Consider the following 20,814-nt stretch of genomic DNA (forward strand, 5'->3'; position numbering starts at 1 on the left):
CCCGGGTCAGGTGCGGGGACCGCTCCCCACACCGGCTATGAAGGCGCCCCAGGCGGCTGGGGAGACGCGGAGGGAGGGTTGGGCGATGTCCTTGGAGTCCCGGATGTGGATGGCGGAGGTGGTGGCCACTTCGACGCAATCACCGCCGCTGGAGTCGCTGTAGCTGCTTCTGCGCCAGGTGAAGCCAGCCTCGACGCAATCACCGCCGGTGTTGTCGCTGTAACTGCTCTTGAACCATGTCAGCTCGCTCATAGCTCACCCGCCAACTGCTCGATTACGCCTACGGATTCCTCTGGCCCGAGGGCCTGCGAGCGGATCATCGCATATCGCCGAGCCAATACGCCGACCTCGTCTGCCTTGGAGACCAGCGCGCTGTTGCCTTGCCCCTCCAAGTAGACGAGTGGGATCTGCTCCGGAGTTTCGATCAGCTTCATCGGACCGGCAAGCCCTGCGTGCCCTGCCCGTGAGGAAGGCATGACTTGCAGGGCGACGTTCTGGCGCTCCGAGCAGGTGATGAGGTACTCGTACTGGGCGCGCATGACCTCGGGTCCTCCGATCAGCCGTCGTAGTGCCGACTCCTCAAGGATGACGTTGATTACCGCAATTGGCTTCCTGTCGAACAGAGCTCTGCGCTCCATCCGAGCCGCGACCAGGCGATCGACTTCGTCCTCCTCCAGCGGGGGAAAGGCGTGGTCGAACAGACGCTGTGCGTACTCCTGGGTCTGCAGAAGACCATCGATCAGCACGACGCAGTACGAGGAAACACTCAGCGCCTCCTGCTCAAGCTGCACGAACCCCTGGAAGTGAGCTGGATATCGCTCCAGCCGCAAGTACTTGGCCGCCGCCGCGACCACCCCACCCGCCTCCAGCGCCTTCTCCGCAGCCTCGATGAACTCATCGGTCGCCGGCTTCGCGCACGTCTCGACCGCGCTCACCGCGGCCCCCGTATAAGCCATCCGCTCGCCCAACTCGGTCTGCGACAACCCCGCCTTCGTGCGCAGCATCCGCAGCACCTCCGCGAAATACTGCGCGGCGGGTGACGACGAGTTCTTCTTGGGTTGCGCCATCGCAACCTTCCCCTCTACGACGCTCAACGCCAGTCAACGCCCACACAGGCCCAGTTGCCCGCCGCAGGCGTCGACGCTCGGTCACTGGTGACGGTAGCCATCAGGGCCGACAGTGTTCACGTGAACACAGAAAGTGACGGAGTAAACCTCCGAGACTTCCGAGACATCCGCGACCTTCGGGTCCGGACATGGCGGCGCAGGCTCACACCGGTGACCCGTTCCGTGCCGGAGGCCCGCCGCGGGGCCAGGTCCGTACTCACGGAATGGCGGATCCCGACAGACGCGGCCGAGGCCATCGAAGTGATCGTGTCGGAGCTGGCGACGAACGCGGTACGCCACGCCCGCGTACCCGACCGCTTCTTCGAGGTGGCGCTCACCTACGACGGCGAGAAGGCGGTCGAGGTGGAGGTCTCCGACGCGTCACCCCGCGTCCCGGAACCCCAAGTCCCGCCCCTGGACGCGGAGTCGGGCCGGGGCCTGCCCCTCGTGGCGGCCCTGGCGGAGAGCTGGGAACTCAGAGCCAGAGTGATCGGCAAGACGGTATGGGCGAGGGTGCTCACGCAGTAGGCACACCAATGGGCGCCCCGGCGAGCCGGTCGACGCGGCGCCGCCCTACGCCGACTCGTTCAGCAACCGCGACAAATGCTCCCGCCCCGCCCCCAACAACCCCTCCAGCGGGGCCGCGGCCTCGTACCACCGCTTCTCGTACTCCCAGCAAAGCCAGCCGTCCCAGCCCTCGCGGGACAGAAGCTCGACGCACTCGGTGAGGGGAAGGACGCCTGTGCCGAGTGGCAGCGGGGTGGTGTCGTCGGCGGAGGCGATGTCCTTGACCTGGATGTAGCCGAGGTGCGGGGAGAGCGCGGCGAAGGTGGACGGGGGCTGTTCGCCGCCGAGCCAGGTGTGCATGACGTCCCACAGGGCGCCGGCCTGACGGTGGCCGACCAGGCCGAGGACGCGGATCGCGTCGGCGCCCGTGCGGTGCGAGTCGTGGGTCTCAAGAAGGATGCGTACGCCCAGGTCGGCGGCGTACTCGGCGGCCGTGCCCAGGCGCCGGGCGGCCGTGGCGTCGGCCTCCTCGGGGCTCTGGTCGGGGCCGCCGCCGGGGAAGACGCGGACGTAGGGCGCGCCGAGGTCCCGGGCCAGTTCGAGGAGGCCGCGGATCTCGGCGATCACGGGGCCGTCGTCGCCCGGCGCCGCGACGCGCGCGTACCCGGCGAGGCCGAGGACCTCGATGCCCGCGGCCTTGAACTCGGCGGCCACGTCGGTCCGTTCGGAGGTGTCCATGCCGAGGTGGACCGGCTCCTCGGGATGCGTGCGCAACTCGACGCCGTGATAGCCGTGCGTGGCGGCGAGGCGCACCACGTCGCTGATCGGGAGTCCGGGAACGCCGAGGGTGGAGAAGGCCAGCTTCATGACTCGGACAGTACCCGCCACTCGTCTTCTTTCACTCCCGCGTGCGGCACGGGTCCGGAGATCGACTCCGGGCCGCGCCTCACGGGTCTGACGACACGACAGAGCGACTGGAACGGGCGAAGGAGGAGGTCGCGACCCTGCCGAAGCCGACGCTTCCTGGCGGGTGCCAGTCCTTCCCGAAGCAGGAGAAGGGGCGACGTCCGCACGTGTGACTCCGTCGGGGGGAGGGGGCTGTTGGTTGGTCGGCTGCGGGCCGGTGGGGGCTGGTCGCGCAGTTCCCCGCGCCCCTAAAAGATTGCGCAGTTCCCCGCGCCCCTAAAAGCCACAAGCCTGCGTCGTTCCCCGCGCCCCTGATGGGGCACCCCCTGTCGGTTCCGCCGGGGGTGTCAGCCTGTGCCATGCAGGTCCAGGCGCCAGTCCTGGCCGTTGAGGTCGGTGCCGAAGGAGCGGTGGGGTTTTTCGTCGACTAGGACGAAGCCGTGGCGTTGGTAGATGCGGCGGGCGGCGGACAGGACGTCGTTCGTCCACAGGACCATCTCCCGGTAGCCGACACCGCGGGCGAACTCGACGCAGGCGCCCACCAGTTGATCGCCGATGCCGAGGCCGCGCGCGTCCGGCTCGACGAGCAGGAGGCGCAGCCGGGCGGCGCCGGGTGCCTCGTCCCGTACGCACATCACGCAGCCCACCGGACGACCGTCCAGCTCCGCGATCCACACCCGCTCCAGGTGCGGGTCGTGGTCCTCGGCGAAGTCGGCGACGATCCGGGCGACCAAGCCCTCGTAGTCGGTGTTGAAGCCGTACTCGGAGGCGTAGAGCGCGGCGTTGCGCTGCACGACCCAGCCGAGGTCGCCGGGGCCCGGCTCGCGCAGCAGCACGTCCTCGCGGCGCGGCGGCCGCCGGCTCGCGTCCGAGAGGATCTCGCGGATGTCCCGCATGGCCTCGGCGAGCCGTGGCCGCGCCTCCGGCGGCACGGTGGAGAGCAGCGAGCCGACGGCCTCCCGCGAGCGCTCGTTCAGCAGGTCCGCGGTCTCCCGGCCGCGGGCCGTGAGCGTGATCCGGCGCCGCCGGGTGTCCTTCTCCGACGGCGCCCGCTCGATCAGCCCGTCCTTCTCGAACTTCGCGAGCAGACGGCTCAAGTACCCGGAGTCCAGACAGAGTTCACCGCGGAGGTCGGCCGCGTCCGTACGGGGCGAGTGCGCGAGTTCGTACAGCACGCGGGACTCCGTGAGCGTGTACGGGGCGTGGAGCTGGCGGCTGTAGTCGAGCGCGCCGATGAGGTTCGTGTAGAAGCGGTTGAAAGCACGGATCTCTTGAATGGTCATGACGTCCGGCACCTGCCTTTGACACCTGCCTTTGGGTTCCCACACCGGGCTGGATAGCTGACTCAGTCAGAGATTATGCCCGCTGTGCCCGTCACGCGCACGGCTTTTGTCGTTCCGTGGGCGCTGTTAGCGTGGCCGTTCGATCGAGGGGGAGACTCGTACATGACGACGACCACATCGAGCACGTTCCGTATCGGCGGAGACCTGGAGGTGGGACGGCTCGGGTTCGGCGCCATGCACCTGCCCACCGAGCCCGGCGACGCACGCGAAACCGCCATCGCGGTGGCCAGGCGGGCCGTCGACCTCGGAGTGACACTGATCGACACGGCCTACATGTACGGCGGGGGAGCCAACGAAGAACTCCTGGCCGAGGCCCTGTACCCGTACGCGGACGGGCTGCTCGTCACCACCAAGATCGGCCTCGAACGGTCGGAGTCCTCGGGGGAGTGGGAGCTGAACGGCCGTCCGGAGGTCCTGCGGGCCCAGGTCGACCGGGCCCTGCGCCGCCTCCGCATGGAACGAATCGAACTGCTGCAACTGCACCGCATCGACCCGGGCACGCCGCTCGCCGACCAGCTGGGCGCGCTGCGGGACCTCCGGGACGAGGGCAAGGTGGGCCGGATCGGCCTGTCCGAGGTCACCGTCGACGAACTCGACCAGGCCCGGCAGATCGTGGACATCGCGAGCGTCCAGAACCGGTACAACCTGCTCGACCGGGAGCATGAGCCGGTGCTGGACGCCTGCGCGGCGGCGGGGATCGCCTTCCTGCCGTGGCGGACCGTGGCGTGGGGTTCCTCGGGGGACGAGGCCGAGATCGCGGCGATCGCGGCCGAACTCGACGCCACGCCCACGCAGGTGGCTCTCGCCTGGCTCCTCGGGCACTCACCTGTGATCCTGCCGATCCCTGGCACGGGGCGGCTCTCCCACCTGGAGGAGAACGTCGCCGCGGGTGGGCTCCGCCTGAGCCCGGGCCAACGGGTTCGCTTGGACGCGCTGTAGCCCCCTACGGGCCGTCGCTTTCCTGGCTGCGGCCCAGTGGGGGCTGATCGCGCAGTTCCCCGCGCCCCCAAAAGCAAAAGACTGCGCAGTTCCCCGCGCCCCTGGAGGGTGGGGCTTGCGGTCGTGGGTCGGCTGACGGCCGTCGTGGGTTGCTCGCGCAGTTCCCCGCGCCCCTAAAAGCCACAAGATTGCGCGGTTCCCCGCGCCCCTGAAAAGACGGGGGCGTGAGCCCCTCTCTCCAGTTGCCCCACCGGGCGGCAGCCGCTCTCCTCCGTGAGGGGTCGTGTCGGGGTTTCCGATCGCAGCACGACCTCTGATGGGCAACCAATAGGTGCTGGATGACACAGCTGCGATCGGATGCCCCGTCGCGGCCCCGACCAGACACCAAACGGCAGGCGCATCTTTTAGGGGCGCGGGGAACTGCGCGACCAGCCACAAACCACCCGCACCCAACACCCCGACCTCAGGAGTTCTTGGGCGCGCCCGTAGACCCCCGCACCATCAACTCCCCCCGAATCGTGGCAATCCCCCCAGGTGGAGCCTCCTCCCGCCCCATGGCGATCCGCCCAGCCCGCGTCCCCGCCTCCGCCAACGGCAACCGCACAGTCGTCAACGCAGGCACAGCGTCAATGCTGAAGGGAAGATCATCGAACCCGACCACGGACACGTCATCCGGAATCCGCAACCCGGAGTCCCGCAGAGCCGCACACGCCCCAAGAGCAACCGTGTCATTCGCGGCAACAACAGCCGTCAACTCCGGGTCACGACGCAGCAGTTCAAGCGTCGCCTCGTACCCGGCCCGCCGGTCGTACCGCCCATGCACAGTCCGCGAGGGCTCGTCCGGAATCCCGTGCGCGGCAAGCGCATCCCGATGCCCCTCCAGCCGATGCCGCGTAGTCGTCCGCTCCTCCGGCCCCGCGATATACCCCATCCGCCGATGCCCGAGCTCGATCAGATGCTCGGTGAGCCGCCGCCCCCCACCCCGGTTGTCGAAGGTGAGAGCGACCGCATCGGTGTCGGCCGGCGCGGGCGGCCGCCCGCACAGCACGACCCGAGTCCCCGCCGCCGCGAGCTTGCGCAGCTTCGTCGCCACGGCCTCCGCGTGCGCGGTGTTCTCCACGGCCCCACCGGTCAGCACGACCGCCGCTGCCCGCTGCCGCTGGAGAAGCGTGAGGTACGTGAGCTCCCGCTCGGCGGAACCCCCGGTGTTGCACACAACGGCGAGCCGCTCACCACCCGCCCGGCCCCCCGGCCCCCCGATCTCCCCCTGGATCGCCCCCGCCATGATCCCGAAGAACGGGTCGGCGATGTCGTTGACCAGAATCCCGACCAGGTCGGACGTCGCCGCGGCGAGCGCGCTCGCGGGGCCGTTCAGTACATAGTCCAGCTCGTCCACGGCCCGCAGCACCCGCTCACGGGTGGAGGCGGCCACGGGATAGTTCCCGTTCAGCACGCGCGACACCGTCGCGGGCGAGACCTGCGCGCGGGCCGCCACGTCCGCCAGGGTCACCGTCATCTTCGTCGTCCTCCGGTCGCGCATCTCGTATTACGTCCTCGTGCACCATTCCGAACCCCTGCACACGCGGGCTTTCCGAACCCCTGCACGCGCGGGCTTTCCAGCCCCCTGCGCAAGCGGGCTCCAAAACCCCCGCACACGCGGGCGCACGGGCACACGTGGCACGGTTCCGTGCAGACCCTAAGGCCGAAACCCCCAGTTGTTCGCCCCCTCGAACAACTCATCCCCGTCACGGTCTTGTCCAGACCGCTCCTCAGAGGCTAGCTTCTCTACACATAGAAAGCGCTTGCTGTGACGCTCACCAGTTCACCAGGGTGCACCGGACGTACCGGGGTCCACCTGTGGGGCGTACGCGGCGCGGGACGCGTACGAAGGGAATCACGTGACACGCAAGACGGTGCGCATCGCGATGAACGGTGTGACGGGGCGCATGGGCTACCGCCAGCACCTCGTCCGCTCGATCCTCGCCCTGCGCGAACAGGGCGGTCTCGACCTCGGTGACGGCACCGTGCTGTGGCCCGAGCCGGTCCTCGTCGGCCGCCGCGAGCACGCCCTGAAGGCGCTCGCGGAGCAGCACGGCCTGGACCCGGAGAACATCTCCACGGACGTCGACGCGGTCCTCGCCGACCCGACGATCGAGATCTACTTCGACGCCCAGGTCACCTCGGCCCGCGAGGAGGCGATCACGAAAGCGATCGCCGCGGGCAAGCACATCTACACCGAGAAGCCGACCGCGACCGGTCTCGACGGCGCCCTGGAGCTGGCCCGTCTGGCCACCGCCGCCGGCATCAAGCACGGCGTGGTCCAGGACAAGCTCTTTCTCCCGGGCCTGCTCAAGCTGAAGCGGCTCATCGACGGCGGCTTCTTCGGCCGCATCCTCTCCATCCGCGGAGAGTTCGGCTACTGGGTCTTCGAGGGCGACTGGCAGTCGGCCCAGCGCCCGTCCTGGAATTACCGCTCCGAGGACGGCGGTGGCATCGTTGTCGACATGTTCCCGCACTGGGAGTACGTCCTCCACGAGCTGTTCGGCCGCGTGAAGTCCGTACAGGCCCTGACCGCCACGCACATCCCGCAGCGCTGGGACGAGCAGGACAAGCCGTACGACGCCACGGCCGACGACGCCGCCTACGGCGTCTTCGAACTCGACGGCGGAGCCATCGCCCAGATCAACTCCTCCTGGGCCGTCCGCGTCAACCGCGACGAGCTCGTCGAGTTCCAGGTCGACGGCACCGAGGGCTCGGCCGTCGCGGGCCTGCGCAACTGCCGTGTCCAGCACCGCAGTTCGACCCCCAAGCCGGTCTGGAACCCCGACATCCCGGCCACCTACTCCTTCCGCGACCAGTGGCAGGAGATCCCCGACAACGCCGAGTTCGACAACGGCTTCAAGGCCCAGTGGGAGCTGTTCCTCAAGCACGTCTACGCCGACGCGCCCTACCACTGGGACCTGCTGGCCGGCGCCCGCGGCGTTCAGCTCGCCGAACTGGGCCTGAAGTCCTCCGCCGAGGGCCGCCGCTTCGACGTACCGGAGATCGCACTGTGACGAATGTGACGAATGTGACGAACGGGCGGATCCAACTACCCAACGCAGACGGCGTGTTGCGCGCCTACACCCCCCGCACCGAACCCCTGCCCCTCACCACCGGCGCCCCCTTCACCTCCCGTACGGTCTACTCGGCGGCCCACGTGGTCGCCGATCCGTACGCCGACACCACCCCCGACTCCCCGGCCGCCGTCGACTGGGACGCCACCCTCGCCTTCCGCCGTCATCTGTGGTCCCACGGGCTCGGCGTCGCGGAGGCCATGGACACCGCCCAGCGCGGGATGGGGCTCGACTGGGCGGGCGCGGCCGAGCTGATCCGCCGCTCATCGGCCGAGGCCAAGGCGGTCGGCGGCCTGATCGCCTGCGGCGTCGGCACCGACCAGCTCTCGGCCACCGAGGTCGGCTACCCGTACGGCCTGGACGAGGTGCGGGCCGCGTACGAGGAGCAGCTGGCACTCGTCGAGGAGTCCGGATCGCGGGCCATCCTCATGGCCTCCCGGGCGCTGGCCGCCATCGCCAAGGGGCCCGAAGACTACCTGGAGGTCTACGGCCACCTGCTCCGCCAGGCCGCCGAACCGGTGATCCTGCACTGGCTCGGCCCCATGTTCGACCCGGCGCTCGAAGGCTACTGGGGCAGCACCGACCTCGACGCCGCCACCAGCACCTTCCTTGAGGTCATCGCCGCCCACCCCGACAAGGTCGACGGCATCAAGGTCTCCCTCCTCGACGCCCAGCGCGAGATCGACCTGCGCCGCAAGCTGCCCGACGGGGTGCGCTGCTACACCGGCGACGACTTCAACTACCCCGAGCTGATCGCGGGCGACGACCAGGGCTTCAGCCATGCCCTGCTCGGCATCTTCGACCCGCTGGGCCCGCTGGCGGCGGAGGCGGTCCGCGCTCTGGACACCGGCGACACGGGCGGCTTCCGTGAACTCCTCGACCCCACCGTCGAGTTGTCCCGCCACCTCTTCCAGACCCCGACCCGCTTCTACAAGACGGGCGTGGTCTTCCTGGCCTGGCTCGCGGGCCACCAGGAGCACTTCACGATGGTCGGCGGCCTCCAGTCGTCCCGCTCGCTCCCGCACTTCGCCCGCGCGTACGAACTCGCCGACGGCCTGGGCCTGTTCCCGGACCCGGCGCTGGCGGAGAACCGCATGAAGAACCTGCTCTCCCTGTACGGAGTGGACCAGTGAGCACGAGCAGTACGAGCCCTCTCGGCGGCCTCTCCCGCTTCTCCATCAACCAGATGACGGTCAAGCAGCTGTCGATGCCCGAACTGGTCGACACCTGCCTGGAGTTGGGCGTCCCGGGCGTCGGCCTGTGGCGTGCGCCGGTCGAGACGTACGGCCTGGAGGAGACGGCCAAGCTGGTCCGCGACGCAGGCCTGGCCGTCACCACCCTCTGCCGCGGCGGCTTCTTCACGGCCATCGACCCGGCCGAGCGAGCCGAGGCCCTCGCCGACAACCGCCGCGCCATCGACGAGGCCGCCACCCTGGGCACCGACACCCTCGTCCTCGTCTCGGGCGGCCTCCCCGCGGGCTCGAAGGACCTGCACGGCGCGCGGGAGCGCATCGCGGACGCGCTGGGGGAGTTGGGCCCGTACGCGGCCGCCAACGGTGTCCGGCTGGCCATCGAGCCGCTCCACCCGATGTACGCCTCCGACCGCTGTGTGGTCTCGACCCTCACCCAGGCTCTCGACCTCGCGGAACGCTTCCCCGCGAACCAGGTCGGCGTCGCGGTCGACACGTACCACATCTGGTGGGACGACCAGGCCCCCGCACAGATCGCCCGCGCGGGGGCTGGCGACCGTATCCACACCTTCCAACTCGCCGACTGGACAACCCCGTTGCCCGAGGGCGTCCTCAACGGACGGGGCCAGATCGGCGACGGCTCGATCGACATGCGCGAGTGGAAGGCGTACGTCGAGGCGGCGGGCTACACCGGACCCATCGAAGTCGAGCTGTTCAACGACGGGTTGTGGGCCAGGGACGGCCGCGAGGTGCTGGCGGAGACGGCGGCACGGTTCGTGGAGCACGTGGCCTGAGAAACGGCCGTAGCGTTCCGTACCGTACCGTTCCGTTCCTTACCTCCCGGACTGCGGACGTCGGTCCACCCGTGCCCCTGTCACAGGCGAACCGACGTCCGCGTCTCGTGCACCTCTTCGTCGTCGGTGAAGACGCCGGACGCCGACGCCCCGCCGAGGAGCGCGGTGACGAGCGCCGCGGCAGCGACGAGGGTCCACCGGGTCCGCCGGGGCGTGGTGCGCGCCGGTGCGGCGACCGCAGACAGGGACGCAGGTGTGACGTCCGCGGGCACAGGCACAGGCGGCGGCCCGCACGCGATGTCGGTGCGGGCGTCCAGCCATACCTCCGCCTCGGTGCCCCGAATCCCGCACGCCGCGACGAACGCGGCGACCAGTTCCTCGCGGGGCAGCCGTTCCCGGCCGAGCATGGTCGCCGCCGTGGAGTACGGCAGGGAGTGGCCCGCCTCCGCCGCCCGGCGTTCCAGCCGGCGGTAGCTGAGGCCCGACCACGCCTTGAGCCGCCGCAGCCCCGCCACGAAGGCGGCCGCGTCGGTGTCCGGCGGGGTGGGCGGTGCGGTGGTCATGACGGTGGTCCCCCCTGGTGAGCTGGACGTACACGGGTTCGCACAAGCTCGAACACCCTGACAGCTTGAGGAACGGCGACGGCGGCGGTCAACCTCGGTGCGGATTCCCGATGTTGGAGGTCATAGGTCATATGGGTCTGCCCCGCTGCCGCCGTACTGCCGCCGCCGTCACCGCACTTGCGGCTCTTCTGACGCTGGGCGCGTGCGCCGAAGAACGCGCCGCCGGGCCCGCCAATGAGCGCGCCAAGGAGCCCGCCGAGGAGCGACCGGCCGCCGGGCCCGCCGCGAAGGCGCGCGACGGGGAGTCGGTCGCCGACTTCCTCCGCCGGACCATCCCCGCCGGTCCCGGCGGAACCGTGATCGCCGCACGCGGCGACGAACTCGCGTACTGCGGAGGCTTCGGGACGGCGGACCGCGCGGCCGGCACCCCCGCGAGCTGCCGCACGGTCTACGACGTCATGTCGATCACGAAGCAGTTCACCGCCGCCGCGATCCTGAAGCTGGAGGTGATGGGGCGGCTGCGGGTGAGCGACCGGATCAGCCGGTTCCTCGGCCCGGTTCCCGACGACAAACAGGACATCACCATCGAGCAGTTGCTCACGCACACCTCGGGCCTGGTCGAGGGGCTCGGCGACGACTACGACCCGGTCTCCCGCGACGAGATGGTGCGCCAGGCCCTGGCGTCGAAGCCGCATTCGGCCCCGGGGAAGGAGTTCCACTACTCCAACACCGGCTACAGCCTGCTCGCCGCGATCGTCGAGAAGGCGTCCGGCGAGGGTTACGAGCCGTTCCTCGCCCGGCGGCTGTTCGGTCCGGCGGGGATGGAGCGGACCGGATACGTACTGCCCCGGTGGCCGCGGCACCTGGTCGCGGTGGAGTACGACAGCAAGGGGCGCAGCAAGGGCAGGCCCCTCGACCATCCCTGGGCCGCCGACGGGCCGTACTGGAATCTGCGCGGCAACGGCGGAATGCTCTCCACCGCCGAGGACATGTTCCGCTGGCACCGGGCCCTCTCGGGCGACGCGGTCCTGCCGGAACGGGCCAGGCAGAAGCTGTTCGCGCCCCGCGTGCGGGTGCCCGACTCCGACGACGGCTGGTACGGATACGGCTGGGCCGTCCGCGAGAGCCCCGAAGGGCGGGACGTCTGGCACGACGGCGGCAACGACTGGTCGCTGGCGGTCCTCACGAGGTCGCTGCGCGACGGCGTCCTCGTGTACTGGGTGAGCAACCACGCCTACCAGGACGGCAAGTGGAACCTTGAGGACCAGGCGGAGAAGCTGACCCTGGGCATCGCGGACCGCGTCCGCCCCGAGGGCGACTGAGGCACAGAAACGGACCTCAAAAAAATCTCAGGAGACCGTGCAACCCTCCCCCCACCCCGTGGGTCGTACTTGGCATCAGGACTTCTGGAGGGGGATCCGGGGGGATCGCGGGGGTTCTGGTTTTGGGGGAGGGGAAACCGAGGGGGCCCGGTCGACGGACCGGGCCCCCTCGAAGCTTGTCCGGGCCTTCGTTCCCGGAGCCTGCCCAAACACTCATACCCCAGGGCCTAGAAGAAGACCCCGCAGTGCAGCAGCACATTCGCGTACGGGCGGGCCTCGCCGGTCCGCACGATCAGGCGGGCGTTCGCCGAGAGGATCTTCAGGTCCTCGTGGGAGACATGGGTCAGCGCGTAGGGGAAGCGGTCGGCCAGCAGCGCGGATGCCTCCGGGTTCGCCTCCCGTACCTCCTTCGCCGCCGTGGCACTCTCCACGACCAACTCGTCCAGCAGGCCCTCCAGGACCTCCTCGAAGGACGGCACCCCGGCACGGAAAGCCAGGTCCACCACCCTCGGCCCGGCCGGGATGGGCATGCCCGCGTCGCAGATCAGCACGCCGTCGCCGTGGCCCAGCTCGGCTATCGCGCCCGCGAGATGACGGTTCAGTATTCCGGCCTTCTTCACAGTGCGGCGACCTCTTCGGCGGTGGGGAAGGACGCCTGCGCGCCCTCGCGGGTGACGGCGACGGCGCCCACGCGGGCCGCGTACGCCGCCGAGTCCGCGAGGGACTCCCCGGCGCCGAGGCGCCAGGCCAGCGCCGCGGTGAAGGAGTCGCCCGCGCCGGTCGTGTCCACGGCGTTCACCTTCACGGACGGCACCCGGGCCGTGCCGGAGGCGTCCGCGACGAGCGCGCCCTCCTCGCCCAGGGTGACGACCACCGAGCGCGGACCGAGCGCGAGCAGCGCCTGGGCCCACTCCTCGGGCGTCTGGCCCGCGTCGGCGCCGAGCACCACCCGCGCCTCGTGCTCGTTCACGATCAGCGGGTCGCAGGCCGCGAGCACCTCCTCGGGCAGCTCTCGGGGCGGGGACGGGTTCAGTACGAAACGGGTGCCGGACGGCAGGCCGCGTACGACCTCCACGACCGTCTCCAGCGGGATCTCCAGCTGGGCCGAGACCACCCGGGAGGCCGCGAGCAGGGCCGAGGCCGCGTGGACGTCGGCCGGGGTGAGGCGGCCGTTCGCGCCGGGCGACACGACGATGCTGTTGTCGCCGGACGGGTCCACCGTGATCAGCGCGACCCCGGTGGGCGCCCCGCCGACGAGGACCCCGGCCGTGTCGACCCCGGCCGCCCGCTGCGAGTCGAGCAGCAGCCGGCCGTGTGCGTCGTCGCCGACCCGGGCCAGCAACCCCGTACGTGCCCCGAGCCGGGCGGCGGCGACCGCCTGGTTGGCGCCCTTGCCGCCCGGGTGGAGCGCCAGGTCGGAACCGAGGACGGTCTCCCCGGCGCCCGGCCGCCGCTCGACACCGATGACGAGGTCGGCGTTGGCCGATCCCACGACCAGCAGGTCGTAGTCGTACATGAACAGTCTCCCTGTGGGGGTGAGTTGAGGGCGGGCGGACGGCGGCAGCCGTGCACCCGCCCCGCGACATCGGTCGGGGTCAGCCGGTGAACTCGTCCACGTTCTTCGCCGTGACCACCTTCACCGGAACCTTCACCGTCTTCTCGACCTCCTTGTCGTCGGCCGCCCGCAGCGCGTTCTCCACCGCGATCCTGCCGAGTTCCTTCGGCTGCTGTGCCACGGAGGCGTACATCGTGCCCTCCTTGACAGCATTCAGACCGTCGGGCGTGCCGTCGAAGCCGATGACCTGGACGGACTTTCCGGCCTTGGAGCCGAGCGCCTTGACCGCGCCGAGCGCCATCTCGTCGTTCTCGGCGAAGACGCCCTGGACGTCCGGGTGGGCCTGGAGCAGGTTCGTCATCACGTCGAGGCCCTTGGTGCGGTCGAAGTCGGCCGGCTGCTTGGCGACGACGTCGATGCCCGGGTAGGCCTTGAGGCCCTCGGCGAAGCCCGCGCCGCGTTCACGGCTCGCGGACGTACCGGCCAGACCCTGGAGGATGACGATCTTGCCCTTGCCGCCCAGCTTCTCGGCGAGCGCCTTGGCGCCCAGCTTGCCGCCCTCGACGTTGTCGGAGGCCACGAGCGCGGCCGTCTCCGCCTTGTTGACGCCACGGTCGACGCCGACGACGGGGATGTCGGACTTGTTCGCGGAGCGCACCGACGGGCCCGCCGCGTCCGAGTCCACCGGGTTGACGATGATCGAGTCGACGCCCTCGCTGGTGAAGTTCTGCAGCTGGTTGGCCTGCTGCGAGGCGTCGTTCTGCGCGTCCGTGACGGTCAGGTCCGCGCCGAGCTTCTTGGCCTCCGCCTGCGCACCCTCCTTGATCTGTACGAAGAAGGGGTTGTTCAACGTGGAGAGGGACAGGCCGACCTTCGGGTTCGACGAGGACGAGCCGTTGTTGAAGAGAGACAGCCCGCCCACGATCGCGGCCACGAGGACCACGGCGAGCCCGTACTTGACGGCCTGTGGCCCCTTGAGGCCCGACGAGCCCCCGGCACCGGCCGTGACCGGAGTCGCCCCGGCCTTGCGCCGCACGGTGTCGAGGAGCACCGCCAGCGCGATGACCACACCGATGACGACCTGCTGCCAGAACGCCGACACGGAGAGGAGGTTGAGGCCGTTGCGCAGCACCGCGAGGATCAGCGCGCCGATCAGCGTCCCGGACGCCTTGCCCGTACCGCCCGCGAGGGAGGCGCCGCCGATGACGACCGCGGCGATCGCGTCCAGCTCGTAGCCCTGCGCGGCCTGCGGCTGCGCGGAGGAGAGCCGCGAGGCGAGCACGATGCCCGCGGCGGCGGCGAAGAGACCGGACAGCGCGTAGATGACGAGCTTCTGCTTCTTCACCCGCAGCCCGGAGAGGCGGGCCGCCTCCTCGTTGCCGCCGATCGCGTACATGGAGCGCCCGATGTACGTACGCCCCAGGATCAGGGCCGTGATCAGCCCCATGACGATCATCACGAGGACCGGCACCGGCAGCCAGCCGCCCAGCGTGTCACCGAGGTGCGAGACCGACTCCGGGAAGGCGATCGGGCTGCCCTGCGAGATCACCAGCGACAGACCGCGGCCCACCGACAGCATGGCGAGCGTCGCGATGAACGGCGGCAGCTTCCCGTACGAGATCAGGACGCCGTTGACCAGGCCGCAGGCTATGCCGGTGGCGATCGCGAGGATCACCGCGATCCAGACCGGGACGCCCTCCGAAGTCGCCGTCCAGGCAAGGACGGTGGCGGACAGCGCGGCGACCGAACCGACCGACAGGTCGATGCCCGCCGAGACGATCACGAAGGTCACACCGAAGGCGAGGATGGCCGTCACGGCCGCCTGGACGCCGATGTTCAGCAGGTTGTCCGTCGTCAGGAAGTCGCCGGACAGGGCCGACATCGCGATGACGAGAATGATCAGCGCGGTGAGCGCGCCGTTGTCGAGCAGGAGCCGGCGCAGGCCGCCCGAGGCGCCACTCGCGCCCGGTGTGCTCTTGAGCGTGTCAGTGGCCATCGGGGCCCTCCACAGCGGTAACGGAGTCGGTGATAACGGTCGTAGGGGGAGTCATGGGTGTCGTGGGTGAGCTGACGGCGAGTGCCATCACGGAGTCCTGGGTCGCCTCGTCGGCGGTGAGTTCGCCGGCGATCCGGCCCTGCGCCATCACCAGCACCCGGTCGCTCATGCCGAGCACCTCGGGCAGATCGCTGGAGATCATCAGGACGGCATGGCCGGCGGCGGTGAGTTCGTTGATCAGCTGGTAGATCTCGACCTTGGCGCCGACGTCGATACCGCGCGTCGGCTCGTCGAGGATCAGCACCTTGGTGTCGGCGAGCAGCCACTTGCCGATGACGACCTTCTGCTGGTTGCCGCCGGAGAGCGTGCGCACGTGCTGGCCGAGTCCGGCCATCCGTACGCCGAGCTGCTCGGCGATCCTCGCGGCGGCCGTCCGCTGCCCCTTGAGGTCGACGAGCCCGCCACGGGTCGCCGCCCGCAGCGTGACGAGCCCGAGGTTCTCCTCGACGGAGGCGTCGAGCAGCAGTCCCTGGCCCTTGCGGTCCTCGGGGACGAGCCCGATGCCGGCGGTCATGGCCGCGCTCACGTCGTGGCGCGGCAGCCGCTCGCCGGCCACGGCCACGGACCCCTTGTCGTACGGATCCGCCCCGAAGACGGCCCGTACGACCTCGGTACGTCCCGCCCCGACGAGCCCCGCGATGCCGACGACCTCACCGGCCCGCACTTCGAAACTCACGTCGTGGAACACACCGTCCTTGGTGAGCCCCTCCACGGTGAGCAACGCGGTCCCGGTGTCGGCCCGTTCGCGCGGGTACTGCAGCTCGATGGAGCGGCCCACCATGAGGCGTACGAGCTCGTCCTCGGGCGTGGACGCGGGCACCTGGCCGACGCTCCGGCCGTCCCGGAGGACGGTGACCCGGTCTCCCAGGGCGGCGATCTCCTCCAGGTGGTGCGTGATGAAGACGACGCCGACGCCGTCCTCGCGCAGCTGCCGCACGATCCGGAAGAGTTTCTCGACCTCTCCGGAGGTGAGCACCGCGGTCGGCTCGTCCATGATCAGGACGCGTGCGTCCAGGCTCAGCGCCTTGGCGATCTCGACCATCTGGAGACGCGCGATACCGAGTTCACGCACCCGCGCGCGCGGGGACACGTTCACCCCGACGCGCTCAAGCAGTTCGGCGGCGTCGGCCTCCATCGTCTTCCGGTCGATCATCCCGAAGCGACGCGGCTGGCGGCCCAGGAAGATGTTCTCGGCGACCGTCAGATCGGGGACCAGGTTGAACTCCTGGTAGATCGTCGCGATCCCGAGGCGCTCGGCGTCCTGCGCACCATGGATACGGACCTTCTTGCCGTCGACCACGATCTTCCCGGCGTCGGGCCGGTAGGCACCGGACAGCATCTTGATGAGCGTGCTCTTGCCGGCGCCGTTCTCACCGAGCAGCACGTGCACCTCGCCGCGGCGCAGATCGAAGTCGACGCTGTCGAGCGCGACCACACCGGGGAAGGTCTTGCGTATGCCTTCGATACGCAGCAACTCGTCGGGACTGCTCACGTGTTGCTCCTTTGCGGGGACGAGTGCGGAGAGGGTTGCGGGGACAGGGGCTCGCCGCCCGGTTCGCCGCGGGACTCGCCGCCGGACTCGCCGCACGAGCGGCGGACGACGAGACGGGCGGGGAGGGTGACGGACTGCGGGGGCCGGCCCTCGATGCGGTCGACGAGGGCGCGTACGGCGGCGCGGCCCAGCTCGGGAGTGGGCTGGGCGATCGCCGTGATCGGCGGATCGGTGTGCACGAACCAGGCGATGTCGTCGAACGCCGCGAGCGCGATGTCGTCGGGAACCCGCATCCCGCGCGCGCGGATGGCGTCCAGGGCGCCCAGGGCCATCAGGTTGTCGGCCGCGAAGACGACCTCGGGTGGTTCGGGGAGGTCGAGGAACTCCTCGGTGACCCGGCGACCGCTGGCCGCCTGGAAGTCGCCCTGCCCTATGTAGGCGTCGGGCAGCGGGAGCCCGTACTCCTGGAGGGCCTCCCGGAAGGCGTCGACGCGCTCGCTGCCGGTCGTGGTGGCCGCGGGGCCCGCGATGATGGCGAGCCTGCGGTGGCCGAGGGTGTGGAGGTGGGTGACCAGGTCGTGGATGGCGGTGCGGCCGTCCGCGCGGACGACGGGCACGTCCATGCCCGGGATCCAGCGGTCCACGAAGACCATCGGGGTGCCCGTGCGCGCGGCGTCCAGCATCAGCGGGGAGCCGCCGTCGGTGGGGGAGACGAGGAGGCCGTCGATACGGCGGTCGAGGAGCGTACGGATGTGGTGGTCCTGCAACTCGGGCCGCTCGTCGGCGTTTCCGATGATCACGCTGTAGCCGAGGGCGCGGGCCTCCTCCTCGACGGAGCGGGCCAGTTCGGTGAAGTACGGGTTGAGCACGTCACTGATGACCAGGCCGAGGGTGCGGGTCTGGTCCGTACGCAGGGAGCGGGCGACGGCGTTCGGGCGGTAGCCCAGCGTCTCGACGGCCGCCAGCACCTGGGCGCGTGCCGCTGGGCTTACCGAGGGGTGGTCGTTCAGGACGCGCGAGACCGTGGCGACGGATACGCGTGCCTCGGCGGCGACGTCCTTGATGCTCGCCATCGACGTTCCACCTCCTTGTGGAATCGATTACATGCGCCTACAGGGAGGATTGGAATCGATTACATGGAAGTTAACAAGGGGCTGAGACCGGATCGTGATGGTGGGGGGTGGGGGTTGTGTGTTGTCTGCGGGTGGGGTGTGGCTGGTCGCGCAGTTCCCCGCGCCCCTAAAAGATGCGCCTGCCGCCCGGTGGGGGCGCGCCCCTTCAGGGGCGCGGGGAACGGCGCGCTCAGCCCCCACCGGGCCGGCGGTCGAAGAACGGCCGCAAGCCCCCATCCCCCAGGGGCGCGGGGAACGGCGCAATCTTTTGGCTTTTAGGGGCGCGGGGAACTGCGCGACCAGCCCCCGCCGGGCCGCAGATGTCATGGACGTCATGGATGTCACGGACGCTGCGAATGGGCGCCCCCGCTGTCAGAGGCGGGAGGTAGCGTCGGATCATGTCCAAGCAAGGGGCGGGGAACGGGGAGCGGAACCTGGCGGTTCTGGAAGGCGTGCTGGAGCGGATCACGTACGCCAATGAGGAGAACGGCTACACGGTGGCCCGGGTGGACACGGGCCGAGGCGGGGGCGATCTCCTCACGGTCGTGGGGGCGCTGCTCGGTGCGCAGGTGGGGGAGTCCCTGCGCATGGAGGGGCGTTGGGGCTCCCACTCGCAGTACGGCAAGCAGTTCACGGTGGAGAACTACACGACGGTTCTCCCCGCCACGGTCCAGGGCATTCGCCGTTATCTGGGCTCCGGCCTGGTGAAGGGCATCGGTCCGATCTTCGCCGACCGCATCACGCAGCACTTCGGCCTGGACACCCTCCAGATCATCGAGGAGGAGCCGAAGCGGCTCATCGAGGTGCCGGGGCTCGGTCCCAAGCGGACCAAGAAGATCGCCGAGGCCTGGGAGGAGCAGAAGGCGATCAAGGAGGTCATGCTCTTCCTCCAGACCGTCGAGGTGTCGACGTCGATCGCCGTCCGCATCTACAAGAAGTACGGCGACGCGTCGATCTCGGTGGTCAAGAACCAGCCCTACCGCCTCGCGTCCGACGTCTGGGGCATCGGCTTCCTCACCGCCGACAAGATCGCCCAGTCCGTGGGCATCCCGCACGACAGCCCGGAGCGCGTCAAGGCGGGCCTGCAGTACGCCCTTTCGCAGTCGACGGACCAGGGCCACTGCTTCCTCCCGGAGGAGCAGCTGATCGCGGACGCGGTGAAACTGCTCCAGGTGGACACGGGCCTGGTCATCGAGTGCCTCGCGGAACTGGCGGCGCCGTCCGAGGAGGGCGAGGAGCCGGGTGTCGTACGGGAGCGCGTGCCCGGCCCGGACGGCGGCGAACCGGTCACCGCCATCTACCTGGTCCCCTTCCACCGGGCCGAACTGTCCCTCTCGGCCCAGCTCCTGCGCCTCCTGCGTACGGACGAGGACCGCATGCCGGGCTTCGGGAACGTGGCCTGGGACAAGGCACTGGCCTGGCTCAAGGACCGTACGGGGGTGGAGCTGGCCCCCGAGCAGGAGCAGGCGGTCCGGCTCGCCCTCACCGAGAAGGTCGCGGTGCTCACGGGCGGGCCCGGCTGCGGCAAGTCCTTCACGGTCCGTTCGATCGTGGAGCTGGCCAGGGCGAAGAAGGCAAAGGTCGTACTGGCCGCGCCGACTGGCCGCGCCGCCAAGCGACTTGCCGAACTGACCGGCGCGGACGCCTCCACCGTGCACCGGCTCCTGGAACTGAAGCCGGGCGGCGACGCGGCATACGACAAGGACCGTCCCCTGGACGCGGACCTGGTGGTGGTGGACGAGGCATCGATGCTGGACCTCCTCCTCGCCAACAAGCTGGTGAAGGCGGTGCCTCCGGGTGCGCATCTGCTCTTCGTCGGGGACGTCGACCAGTTGCCGAGCGTGGGGGCGGGCGAGGTGCTGCGCGACCTGCTCGCCGAGCGGGGCCCGGTGCCGGCGGTCCGTCTCACCCGGGTGTTCCGCCAGGCCCAGCAATCAGGGGTGGTGACGAACGCTCACCGGATCAACGCGGGCCGGCATCCGATCACGGACAAGCTCAAGGACTTCTTCCTCTTCGTCGAGGACGACACGGAGGAGGCGGGGCGTCTGACGGTGGATGTGGCCGCACGGCGTATTCCGGCCAAGTTCGGGCTCGACCCCCGGCGTGACGTCCAGGTCCTGGCGCCCATGCACCGCGGCCCGGCAGGTGCCGGCACCCTCAACGGCCTGCTCCAGCAGGCCATCACGCCGGCCCGGCCCGACCTGCCCGAGAAGCGGTTCGGCGGCCGGGTCTTCCGGGTCGGCGACAAGGTCACCCAGATCCGCAACAACTACGACAAGGGCGAGAACGGCGTCTTCAACGGCACGGTGGGGGTGGTGACTTCCCTCAACCTCGACGACCAGCGCCTCACCGTCCTGACGGACGAGGACGAGGAGGTCCCGTACGAGTTCGACGAACTCGACGAGCTGGCCCACGCGTACGCGGTGACGATCCACCGGTCCCAGGGCAGTGAGTACCCCGCCGTCGTCATCCCCGTCACCACGGGGGCCTGGATGATGCTCCAGCGCAACCTTCTCTACACGGCGGTCACCCGAGCCAAGCAGCTCGTGGTCCTGGTCGGCTCCCGCAAGGCCCTCGGCCAGGCCGTCCGCACGGTGTCCGCCGGCCGCCGCTGCACGGCCCTGGCCCACCGCCTCTCCGGAGCCCACCTCCCGGACTGACCCCGGCCCTGACCTCGACCCCGGCGGGGGCTGGTCGCGCAGTTCCCCGCGCCCCTAAAGGCCAAAAGATTGCGCAGTTCCCCGCGCCCCTGATGAACGTGCCTGGGGCCGGTACGTAGACGTGCGGGTGCGTCGTGGCCGGTCGCGCAGTTC

General features: G+C 70.1%; 18 protein-coding genes. 7 read left to right on the forward strand and 11 right to left on the reverse strand.

Annotated elements, in window-relative coordinates; genetic code table 11:
- Positions 1 to 6: 6 nt before the first annotated feature.
- Both ACIBEI_RS15315 and ACIBEI_RS15320 read right to left on the reverse strand, forming a co-directional pair.
- Positions 7 to 252, reverse strand: a complete 246-nt coding sequence (locus tag ACIBEI_RS15315; RefSeq protein WP_398888819.1) for a DUF397 domain-containing protein — start codon at positions 250 to 252, stop codon at positions 7 to 9.
- Entirely contained in the window at positions 249 to 1,067 is an 819-nt protein-coding gene (locus ACIBEI_RS15320; RefSeq protein WP_398888821.1) for a Scr1 family TA system antitoxin-like transcriptional regulator, read from the reverse strand. Before ACIBEI_RS15320 ends, ACIBEI_RS15315 begins: the two co-directional genes overlap by 4 nt.
- Positions 1,068 to 1,277: 210 nt before the next feature.
- On the opposite strand from ACIBEI_RS15320, the gene ACIBEI_RS15325 reads away from it, so the two are divergent.
- Positions 1,278 to 1,634: an ATP-binding protein gene (locus tag ACIBEI_RS15325; RefSeq protein ID WP_398888823.1), complete on the forward strand. Its 357-nt coding sequence runs from the start codon at positions 1,278 to 1,280 to the stop codon at positions 1,632 to 1,634.
- 45 nt (positions 1,635 to 1,679) lie between these two features.
- Here the strand turns inward: ACIBEI_RS15325 and ACIBEI_RS15330 are convergent, their stop codons facing one another.
- Positions 1,680 to 2,480: a sugar phosphate isomerase/epimerase family protein gene (locus tag ACIBEI_RS15330; RefSeq protein WP_398888824.1), complete on the reverse strand. Its 801-nt coding sequence runs from the start codon at positions 2,478 to 2,480 to the stop codon at positions 1,680 to 1,682.
- Positions 2,481 to 2,866: 386 nt separating this feature from the next.
- Positions 2,867 to 3,802, reverse strand: a complete 936-nt coding sequence (locus tag ACIBEI_RS15335; RefSeq protein WP_398888826.1) for a GNAT family N-acetyltransferase — start codon at positions 3,800 to 3,802, stop codon at positions 2,867 to 2,869.
- A 162-nt stretch (positions 3,803 to 3,964) separates the two neighbouring features.
- Between ACIBEI_RS15335 and ACIBEI_RS15340 the strand changes: the two genes are divergently transcribed.
- A complete protein-coding gene (locus tag ACIBEI_RS15340; protein WP_398888828.1) occupies positions 3,965 to 4,801 on the forward strand; it encodes an aldo/keto reductase in 837 nt (278 codons plus the stop codon).
- Positions 4,802 to 5,264: 463 nt separating this feature from the next.
- Here the strand turns inward: ACIBEI_RS15340 and ACIBEI_RS15345 are convergent, their stop codons facing one another.
- Positions 5,265 to 6,317 carry a LacI family DNA-binding transcriptional regulator gene (locus ACIBEI_RS15345; protein ID WP_398888830.1) on the reverse strand — a complete coding sequence of 351 codons (1,053 nt, stop codon included), beginning with the start codon at positions 6,315 to 6,317 and terminating at the stop codon, positions 5,265 to 5,267.
- Positions 6,318 to 6,699: 382 nt separating this feature from the next.
- Here ACIBEI_RS15345 and ACIBEI_RS15350 point away from each other — a divergent pair, with 382 nt between their 5' ends.
- Genes ACIBEI_RS15350 through ACIBEI_RS15360 form a run of 3 tightly spaced genes read left to right on the forward strand, consistent with a single transcriptional unit; the run spans position 6,700 to position 9,901 of the window.
- Positions 6,700 to 7,857 carry a Gfo/Idh/MocA family protein gene (locus ACIBEI_RS15350; RefSeq protein ID WP_398888831.1) on the forward strand — a complete coding sequence of 386 codons (1,158 nt, stop codon included), beginning with the start codon at positions 6,700 to 6,702 and terminating at the stop codon, positions 7,855 to 7,857.
- A gap of 14 nt (positions 7,858 to 7,871) precedes the next feature.
- Positions 7,872 to 9,050 carry a dihydrodipicolinate synthase family protein gene (locus tag ACIBEI_RS15355; RefSeq protein ID WP_398889018.1) on the forward strand — a complete coding sequence of 393 codons (1,179 nt, stop codon included), beginning with the start codon at positions 7,872 to 7,874 and terminating at the stop codon, positions 9,048 to 9,050.
- Positions 9,051 to 9,103: 53 nt separating this feature from the next.
- Positions 9,104 to 9,901 (forward strand): sugar phosphate isomerase/epimerase family protein, encoded by a 798-nt coding sequence (locus ACIBEI_RS15360; protein ID WP_398889020.1) that lies wholly within the window; start codon positions 9,104 to 9,106, stop codon positions 9,899 to 9,901.
- Positions 9,902 to 9,981: 80 nt separating this feature from the next.
- On the opposite strand, the gene ACIBEI_RS15365 is transcribed toward ACIBEI_RS15360, so the two are convergent.
- Positions 9,982 to 10,464, reverse strand: coding sequence for a hypothetical protein (locus ACIBEI_RS15365; protein WP_398888833.1), 483 nt, complete (start codon positions 10,462 to 10,464; stop codon positions 9,982 to 9,984).
- A 110-nt stretch (positions 10,465 to 10,574) separates the two neighbouring features.
- Here ACIBEI_RS15365 and ACIBEI_RS15370 point away from each other — a divergent pair, with 110 nt between their 5' ends.
- A complete protein-coding gene (locus ACIBEI_RS15370) occupies positions 10,575 to 11,786 on the forward strand; it encodes a serine hydrolase domain-containing protein (RefSeq protein WP_398888835.1) in 1,212 nt (403 codons plus the stop codon).
- A 227-nt stretch (positions 11,787 to 12,013) separates the two neighbouring features.
- Here ACIBEI_RS15370 and rbsD read toward each other — a convergent pair whose 3' ends face one another.
- The 5 genes from rbsD to ACIBEI_RS15395 all read right to left on the reverse strand — a co-directional run bounded on the left by rbsD (position 12,014) and on the right by ACIBEI_RS15395 (position 17,962).
- A complete protein-coding gene (gene rbsD / locus ACIBEI_RS15375; RefSeq protein ID WP_189837715.1) occupies positions 12,014 to 12,406 on the reverse strand; it encodes a D-ribose pyranase in 393 nt (130 codons plus the stop codon).
- Positions 12,403 to 13,302 (reverse strand): ribokinase, encoded by a 900-nt coding sequence (gene rbsK, locus ACIBEI_RS15380; RefSeq protein WP_398888837.1) that lies wholly within the window; start codon positions 13,300 to 13,302, stop codon positions 12,403 to 12,405. Before rbsK ends, rbsD begins: the two co-directional genes overlap by 4 nt.
- A 79-nt stretch (positions 13,303 to 13,381) precedes the next feature.
- Positions 13,382 to 15,337, reverse strand: a complete 1,956-nt coding sequence (locus tag ACIBEI_RS15385) for a substrate-binding domain-containing protein (protein WP_398888839.1) — start codon at positions 15,335 to 15,337, stop codon at positions 13,382 to 13,384.
- Positions 15,327 to 16,889 carry a sugar ABC transporter ATP-binding protein gene (locus tag ACIBEI_RS15390; protein ID WP_398888841.1) on the reverse strand — a complete coding sequence of 521 codons (1,563 nt, stop codon included), beginning with the start codon at positions 16,887 to 16,889 and terminating at the stop codon, positions 15,327 to 15,329. Before ACIBEI_RS15390 ends, ACIBEI_RS15385 begins: the two co-directional genes overlap by 11 nt.
- A complete protein-coding gene (locus ACIBEI_RS15395) occupies positions 16,886 to 17,962 on the reverse strand; it encodes a LacI family DNA-binding transcriptional regulator (RefSeq protein ID WP_398888843.1) in 1,077 nt (358 codons plus the stop codon). Before ACIBEI_RS15395 ends, ACIBEI_RS15390 begins: the two co-directional genes overlap by 4 nt.
- A gap of 437 nt (positions 17,963 to 18,399) precedes the next feature.
- Between ACIBEI_RS15395 and ACIBEI_RS15400 the strand changes: the two genes are divergently transcribed.
- Positions 18,400 to 20,661 (forward strand): ATP-dependent RecD-like DNA helicase, encoded by a 2,262-nt coding sequence (locus tag ACIBEI_RS15400; RefSeq protein WP_398888845.1) that lies wholly within the window; start codon positions 18,400 to 18,402, stop codon positions 20,659 to 20,661.
- Positions 20,662 to 20,814: the final 153 nt, after the last annotated feature.

The sequence above is a fragment of the Streptomyces sp. NPDC050988 genome (assembly GCF_044456225.1).
In the GTDB taxonomy this organism is placed as follows: Bacteria; Actinomycetota; Actinomycetes; order Streptomycetales; family Streptomycetaceae; genus Streptomyces.